Genomic DNA, 8,982 nt, shown 5'->3' on the forward strand with positions numbered 1-8,982 from the left:
CCCATTTGCTAACCATACCTAGACTCAGTTCCTCACAATAATGCTGATGAATGAATTCTTTGGCCTTCTCAACGATACTATATGGCGGCGAACTTTCTTTTTGTCTTTGCTCATGAATGAACCGATACATGTCTGAACAGACCCATTTGATCCATTGTAAGGTATCCTCGAGTGTATGAAAGTTTTTCAACTGTTCGAAGGGATTCGTATTGTCAAACAGGCCCCCCCATTGAACTTCTTGGGCACACAAGAATGAGCCAAGCTCCCAAAGGAAATCGGTAAGTATCAACCTTGTTTCATGAACTTCATATCTTGTCTTTTCTTTCAACAGTTTCACATATCGGTCAAATGCAAGCTCCCATAGTTGTTCATTCTCCTGCTCAAGCAATCTTGCAATCTCGACACCTTTGGCTTTGAGCGTATTTCGCAGATCAGCGCTAGTTTCCAAGCTTATTTTAATTTCACTCTCTGGATAAAAGAACTTGTCATAACCCTCAAAATAACACAAAGAAACTAGACTTCTCGCCTGATTCAGCAACCTTTGCCAGTGGTTTCTCCCATCAACGATATCACTAATTCCCATGGCTACACGGACATTCAAATACTGCTCAAGTCTTGTTTTGATTAATGAGAGCGCAGTATGAATCCGTTCACGAATCGCCATTTCACTTCTAAGGTGCGGAACCGTTAATAGAATGAATACGTCATTCGTGTCCTCACAATAAACAATATGCTTGAATAACGCTGAGTCCAGCTCTGTTTTAATCGTCTGCTTCATCGCCTGCTTCAAACTCATATCCGCTGTGCTTGTAATCGAGACCGCAACAGCTGCTTGACAACTCTCGCCCAGCCAATTGCTCACTTCAGTAACGATTCGGGAATACGCCATCTTATCCGATTGGATATCTATGGTAAGAAGTTCGGTAATCACGTTTTCTAGATCTACTTTTTCTTCCACCCTTGTACCGATCATTTGTAAATCATAGGAGGCAGCAAGCTTTTTTAACTTTTGCCCTGCTTTCTGCAGAACAGGCAACATGTACTCCTCGTCCATATCTGCTTTAACAATATAGTCGAAAGCTCCAAGTAAAAAGGCTTCACGAACATAACTAAAATCACTATATGCGCTTAGGATAATTGGAATTGGCTTCTTCATCGTATCAATAGATTGAATAGATCCTAACAATTCAATACCGTTCATTTTGGGCATCTGAATATCAACCAGCAAAATATCGATATCTTGACGCTTTTGCAGAACGGCCAGAGCCTCAACTCCGTCATCAGCTTCAGCCACAATCTCCATATCAAGTTCTTTCCATACGATCATTTGGTGCATAGCCAGTCTCACGAGAGGCTCATCGTCTACAATCATGACTTTATACAAGCATCCATCATCTCCAATGGAAGATTTCATACTGGGCTGAATAGGCGTCGGACTTCAATGACTTTCCATATCCGGATATTTATTTCATCAAGTACATTGTATATGAGCTGTCAGGCTTCAAGATGACTGTTTGATATTCCAACATGCTATTTGCATGCAATGGTTTCAATGACTCTTCATCGTCTTCAACAAGCACTTTAACTTTTGCCGTAAATTTAGTTGTATTTGACAAGCAAACCGTAAGTTGAGCAGCATTGTCCATGACTATCTCAGCGTCAATATGATCGATTGCGCAAACAATCCCCTTATTTTTTTGAATATATATACCCGGCACTTCAAAATAAGTAAGCATATTGGTTACTTCACACCAACACGAACCGCCAAGAACACCACCAACATTCGCTTTACCTTCCCAATCGCTTGTATTAACCCGCTCCCCCATCCAACCGGGCGGTGAATAAGTGCTACTTGGGTCCGAATCCCAGGAGATTCTCAAAGGACGATCATCTCTGGATACATATTGCGGAATATTATGCGCGATTTCACGTAACAGTTCCAAATAAAATTCGTTCGATGTGGCCCGATAAAGCTTTAGCAAAGACAGTCCAGATAAGGTACAAATGCCAGGCGCGGCATGCTTGTTTTGTACACTTGCCCACACGGAGCCTGTTGAACGCAGATCAAGTTTGCAGAATTCAGACGTAGGAGGGTACTCAAAGTCATAAGAAACGCACCAGGTTGCACAAATCTTAGCTGTATGTTCAGCCATCAACAGCCATTTCTTCTTCCCTGTAACTTCATACAGAACGACATATGATTCCAGTAAGGCAAATGCTGATTCACTATCCGGACATTGACATATTTCCCCAGGACCGCCGGTAGTTACTCCATTTTCAACAAAATCAATATCGTATAATTGGGCCAAGTGATCCGCTACATCTATATACAACGACTCGTTGAAGTAATTCCCGGACAAGGCTAATCCAGCTGGGGCAATGCCTGCGGATGCGCTTCCGCCAATGATAATCTTCTCTTTGTGAACATCGATAAATTGCCCCAACTGCCCATTGTTTTTCCATAACCTAACGAATGCATCGCAGGCCTTTTTGAGTCCTTCCTTCCAATGGGCCGGTATAGCCACCTTTAAATCTTCAAGAAGCATGAATTGCTTGACGATGAAGTAGATCGCATCCGCATTTTTCCTTGTCAGCACACAATTTATATCTTCTTGGTCTTTGAAATTATCGCCGTACAATTTTCCTTTACAGTGAATCCCGTAGAAGAAACCTGAAGGTGCTTGAACTTTTGAAAATAAGAAGTCCAATGTCTTGAATGACCTTTCTTTCGAAAGCTCGTTTCCAATCGCAAACATAGGGTACGTATTGATTGCTCCTCCAACCCATCCTGTCTGCCATTCGCCAAAAACTTCGTGTGTCGAAGTCGATGACCGATAGAACTCATCTGCTTGCTGCCAGTTATCCCGATTATATTTCGCTTCCAATATATCCCACGAGGCAGAGAATGGTATCTCATTACGCAATTGCACTTGACCGGTCAAATCCTTACGGATTTTCGCAAAATAGTCAAACAGCTCTGAAATACGGTTGCAATCAAAGAAATACAGCCGAAACTTCAAGGTCACTTCATCTTTTTCATGGAAATCAAATCCATAATCATCGGATGTATCTTTCGCATTGCACATGCTGTACTTATAGCGTCTCACCGCAGGCGCGGATAATGTAATGACGGCTTGTGTTCGCAATTCATTTTCTCTCACACTAATCCCAGAATCGCCGAGTGATGTCCCTTGCTTGGTGAGCATGAAAAATCCTTTCTTCTGCTCACGCTGGAAGCATCCAACAGCTGGAGTAGCCAAATCACCTGTTCGCAATTCAATCTCAGAGATTCCCACTTCCTGATTTAACCTTGGAACATCCGTTATTGTGATCGGAATATKAGAGCCAATCTCATCCTCTCGAGTCAACATCGGAGGATACGTTTGTTCGCTTACTTTAAATCGATTCCCATCATATGCTGCTGCAGGCATGAGCACATAGTTCTCTTTCGCCCACTTGTCGAGCACCATACTAACCGATACATTGGCTTGATTTACAGAGCCTTTTACTACCTTGAATGTTATTTCGTAATCTACGACATCCTCGTTATTATCAACCTTTAAACAGGTATAGCCAATTTTCCATAAGGAATCTTGCAGCGCTAGTGTCGTATCATCACTTTCTTCGACCAGCATGCTTGTGACAGAGTGCCTTACTTGTGACTCCTCATAAGTAGTCAGCTTTAGTTCTAATTTGCATGCATTACGTTTCATCATTTGGGTATAACTATTGCTCATCGTTTACACCTCAGCGTCATAATAGGAGGCGTCTCCGTTTATTTATTTGCCGCTTTCCACGCATCCAATTGTTTTTGCTTCTCAGCAACAATTTTGTCTGCCCCCGCTCTTTTCAACTTATCGAGGAATTGCGGCAAATACTTGTCAGGATCAACAGTCCCTGTTGAAATTGAATAGTAAAGTTCTTCAATAATAGCGTCACAGTTCGCTTTCTCTGCCTTAACCGGGGCGAAATCGAATACAAAACCCAGAGCATTGGATGGGATTGCGTTTTTATTCAAATCACTCCACATTTTGACAAACTTCGCATCTACTTCGCCGCCTTTTGGATCTCCTTCCGATAAGTACGAATTCGTCAAATTGCCGAATTCCCATCCGGAAAAAATTTGGTATCCACCGTCCGCTTTCGTCTCAATGCGATTATCGCCAACCTTCTTATAATGCTTATCTGCGACTCCCCAAGCAATCAAGTTGTACACTTCTTTATCCGTGTTGAGCAGATTCAGGAACATCATCGCTCTTTCTTTGTTCGGCGAAGTTGCGGAAATAGCAGTGATCGTGGCGGCCGCTTTATCTGTTGTTAGCAATGGCTTTACGAACTGTAAATCGTAAGATGGCACATCTTTGTTCGCATTCGACATTCTGCCGGTGGATTCCATCCCTGCTTTTTCAGTTACAATCGTGTCGCTGTCAATCTGCGCCCAGGTCATGGCATTCTTGCCAGCTTTTTTATCGGACTCCATGTCCTTCAAAGTGGCAACATCTTTTCTTACATATCCTTTTGCATACCAATCTCTCATCAGCGTCACAAAGCTTTTGAATTCAGGAGTCTCAAATTGATTCACAACCTTGAGGCTTGGATCATTTACATATATCGACCCTGGAGTTGCTGCGTCGCCCAATGCCTCAAATCCGAACATAGCTGGGGCTTTTGTGAAAATATCCTCTTTCTTGCTTATTCCGAAGGGAATGAGATCCGGCTCATTCTTTTTAACTGTTTCCAAGAATGGCGTCAGATCTGACAACTTCGTAACGGATTTCCAATCTAACTTGTATTTATCAGCTACAGCTTTTTGGATCATATACCCATAACCTGCAGTGGCTTGCTGGAAGTTAGGCACCCCATAAGTCTGTCCCTTCACTTTAACGGCTTTCCAGAAAGTTTCTGGTATAGCGCTTTTAATGCCCGGAGCGTACTCGGCAAGCAATTCGTCAATCGGCGCGAATGCTCCTTTGGATACGTTTTGATAGAAATTATTCGCCCAAGTTGACGTGAACGCAAGATCGTATTTTTCTCCAGAAGCCATAAGGACATTCATTTTTTCATCATATGTGCCCCAATCGATGAGTTTTAAATGAACCGTTGCGTTAATTTTAGCTTTCAAAATTTTATTCAATTCTTCTTCTACACTGGCAAGATCTTTCTGAGGGGTATTCGGGAAATAGTACGTAAGCTCTACCGGTTTCAAATCTTTCCCAGGGTCCGCAGCCGCCGTAGACGTCGAATCCTTCGTTGGTACAGTTGCTGTTTTGTCACCGCAACCTGTCAGCGCAATTGAGAGAACGAGACATGGAACCGCGATCGTATGTGCAATTTTCTTCATTTTTTTCATCATGCATGACCTCCATAGTTTTATATGCTAAACGGGGTAATACCCGGTAAAGCCAAACACTAAGATTTTACAGCGCCCATTGTAAGCCCTTTAACAAAATATTTTTGCAAAAAAGGATACGCAAGCACGATCGGCCCCACAGCCAGGATACAAGTAGCCATCCTAGCCGTCTCGTCGGGAAGATTAGCCGCAGATTTCTCGACCAGAGGATTCCCTGAAAGATAGGCAATATTGTTCATGATGGATTGAAGTAAGAATTGGAGGGTGAACAATTTGTTACTATCGATAAAAAGAGCGGACGTAAACCAGTCATTCCAATGAAAAACAGCTACAAAGAGACCGATAGTAGCCAATACAGGCGTTGATAAGGGAATCACTAGCTTCAAAAAGGTGTTAAACTCACCGGAGCCATCTATTCTTGCGGATTCAATAATTGACTCGGGAATTGTGCGAAAAAAATTTCTCATAATCAATATATTTACAGACGAAACCAAATAAGGAATGAAAAGAGCGAAAATTGTATCTTTCATGTGCAAATATTTGGAAATCAGAATATACCACGGTACTAGGCCCCCATTGAAAAGCAAGCAAAAGACAACCAAGAAGGAAACGATATTTCTGTACTTTACTTCCCTTCTTGAAAGGCTGTAAGCAAACATCGAGGAGATGACAAGGTGCAGCACCGTCCCAATGATCGTGACCAGAATCGTTACGCCATACGCTCGCAGGATGGGAGAGTTGCCGAGCAGAATAAACTCATAAGCTTTCGTGCTGAAATCGCGCGGAATAATGTGATATCCGTTCTGAAAAATGGATTTCTCGCTCGATAATGAAATGGACAAAACAACAAGCATCGGTACGATACATAAAACTGAGTACACGATAAAACTAAAATTGATCACCAAATTTGATAATCTCAAGCGGTTCATTTCACTTCCTCCTGATCGTTTCCATAAGTAATGACTTGGACTAGAACAATGCGCTGTCACGATCGTATTTCCTTATCACATAGTTGGAAACCACAACAAGGATAAATCCAATGCAGGACTGGTATAAACCGATTGCGGAAGACATCCCGAAATCGTTCATCTTTTGCAGCGACCTGAATACATAGGTATCGATCACATTCGTTGCACTGAACAAAATACCGGATTCACGGGGTAAGTTATAAAATAAGCCCCAGTCGCCAAATGCAGCATAAAATATTTTCCCTGCTTGCAAAAGCAGCAACGTAAGTGTGATCGGAGCGAGCATTGGAACGGTGATCTTGAGCGCTTGCTGAAACTTGTTTGCGCCATCGATCTTGGCGGCTTCGTAATAATCGCTGGATATTCCGGTGATACCTGCAGCGAATATGACCGCAAAGTAACCCACGTTCTTCCACACATAAGCAGCGGGAATTATAAATCGCCAATACAAAGGCTCAGCATACCATTGCACAGGTTCGAACCCGGCAAATTGAAGCATTTGATTGATAATCCCCTTGTCCATACTTAGGAAAGAAAACAGCAAGTACTCAGCCACAACCCATGACAATAAATAGGGAAGCAAAATGACGCTTTTATAAACCCCCGCAAGAAAGCGATTACTTATCTCATTAATCAGAATGGCGGCTACTAATGCAAGACCCAGGCCAAGAACAATAAAGATGAGGTTATAAACAATCGTATTAAACGTAATTTGATACAGCGCATCTGATTGGAAAAGGAATTTAAAATTCGTGAACCCTATCCATTTGCTTCCCAGGATGCCTTTAATCGGATTGTATTCTTGAAAAGCGATAACGACCCCGAACATAGGAAGATAGTAAATAACAATAATAAACAAAAGACCAGGCAACATCATGGTGTACAAAACTTTGTTTCTAATAAGTTCACTTATAATAGGGAATGAGCGACGAGTTGGGATTGATTGGCGTGATGCATGTTGTATTCTCTGCTTTGCCTGTACGTTTCGTTCATTCATGGATATTCTCCCTTGCAGTTGATGTAAGCCGATCATAAAACTACTTCCTATCGAAAGAAACAACAAAAATGAAACATACCTCCAATTTCTTAACAAAACACGGCATCAAAAAATAATTGATCTCCACAAAATAAAAAAAGTCTTCAACCCCTATTTGGGATTGAAGACTTTTTTGCTTTTCCTACTTGCCGTTAACCTGGCGCCATTTGTCCAACTGCTTCTGCTTCTCGGCAATAACCTTGTCGACACCGGACTTCTTCAGCCTATCGATAAACTCCGGTTGAATTTTGTCAGGATCGGCCGTTCCTGTCGTCAGCGCAGATAAATATTGGTCGATCACTGCCTGACATTGCGCGATTTCCGATTTGACAGCTTCCGTATTGAAGGTGAAGCCGAGGATCGGAGATAAAACGGCAGTTTTATTCAATTGATCCCACTTTTCATTGGCATCGGCTGCATCGTTCTCGGTGTTCCATAGAAGCAGATTATTCCCGAATACCCATGGGAAGTTGGGATCATATCCGCTATCCTTGATCCGTTCAATACGGGTACCAGATATCTTCTTATAATGTTTGCCTTCGATCCCGAAGTTTAATAAATTGGCAACTTGCGGATCACTGTTCATTAGTTCAAGAAACATCATAGCCCGCTCCGGATTTTTGGAAGTTCTGGAGATCGCGGTAATTGTCGCCGCCGCACGGTCCGTCGTAATGAGTGGCTTAGTAAACTGTTTTCTGTACCATTCCACTCCCGTAATCGACTTTAAACCGCTATCACTGAATGGATCTTCCGTCGAATCCGTCTTTTGAAAAGCTGGCATCACCATTGCATATCTGGCGGCTTTTCTATCAGCTGCAATCTCTTTCGTTGTTGCTGCATCTTTACGAAAGTACCCCTTTTCATACCATTTTCTAGTTTGTGCAATTAGCTTCTTGAATTCTGGTGTATCGTATTGGTTCACAACTTTCAAATCTTTATCGTTTAAACGAACCCAGCCAGGCATTTTCTGGTCACCGATAACATCGAACCCATACAAGGGTGCGGCACCTACAAATATGTCTCCAGTGGAGGAGTATTCCAATGGAATCTTATTAGGCTCTTCCTTTTTCACGGCATCCAAATAAGGCTCCAGATCTTCCAAGGTTTTTGCCTGTTTCCAATCAAAATGATACTTATCGGCGAGTTCTTTCTGCACATCGAATCCATAACCAGTAGCCATAACCTGGTAGTTAATCACACCGTACAACTTGTCGTTCACTTTGGCAGCATGCCATAAATAAGCTGGAACACCTGCTTTTGTTTGGGAGCCATACTTCTCCAGCAAATCGTCAATTGGAATATAAGCTCCTTTAGCAACATTTTGAAAGTAGTTGTTGATCCATGTTGATGTAAAGGCCAAATCGAATGATTCCCCCGAAGCGATCATGAAGTTCATCTTCTGTTCGTAATTGCCAATGTCAATCATATTCAACTTCACGGTGGCATTAATTTTGGGCCCAATGATTCGGTTCAACTCATCATTCACCATCTTCAAATCACGCTGGGGTGGGGATGGGAAGTAATAAACCAATTCAACCTTAGGCAGATCATTTAGGTTTGTACGATCAGTTGCCTGAACTTGTTTAGCCGGCATATCTTTGAGCGATTGCTTGGCCTCACATCCTGAC

The 8,982-nt window shown here is 42.3% G+C and carries 6 protein-coding genes; all 6 read right to left on the minus strand.

The features are described from left to right. Positions 1-1,384: response regulator (locus AC1DUA_RS11845; protein ID WP_477499942.1), on the minus strand; the 1,384-nt coding region annotated here is incomplete at its 3' end. Positions 1,385-1,463: 79 nt separating this feature from the next. Further along, positions 1,464-3,737, minus strand: coding sequence for a hypothetical protein (locus tag AC1DUA_RS11850; RefSeq protein ID WP_477499943.1), 2,274 nt, complete (start codon positions 3,735-3,737; stop codon positions 1,464-1,466). Between the two features lie 38 nt (positions 3,738-3,775). Then, a complete protein-coding gene (locus AC1DUA_RS11855; RefSeq protein ID WP_477499944.1) occupies positions 3,776-5,353 on the minus strand; it encodes an ABC transporter substrate-binding protein in 1,578 nt (525 codons plus the stop codon). 56 nt (positions 5,354-5,409) lie between these two features. Beyond that, positions 5,410-6,279 (minus strand): carbohydrate ABC transporter permease, encoded by an 870-nt coding sequence (locus tag AC1DUA_RS11860; protein WP_477499945.1) that lies wholly within the window; start codon positions 6,277-6,279, stop codon positions 5,410-5,412. A gap of 40 nt (positions 6,280-6,319) precedes the next feature. Next, positions 6,320-7,315, minus strand: a complete 996-nt coding sequence (locus tag AC1DUA_RS11865; RefSeq protein ID WP_477499946.1) for an ABC transporter permease — start codon at positions 7,313-7,315, stop codon at positions 6,320-6,322. 181 nt (positions 7,316-7,496) lie between these two features. Beyond that, the coding region (locus tag AC1DUA_RS11870) for an ABC transporter substrate-binding protein (RefSeq protein WP_477499947.1) at positions 7,497-8,982 on the minus strand (1,486 nt) is incomplete at its 5' end.

This window comes from Paenibacillus sp. 01T422 (genome assembly GCF_056398785.1).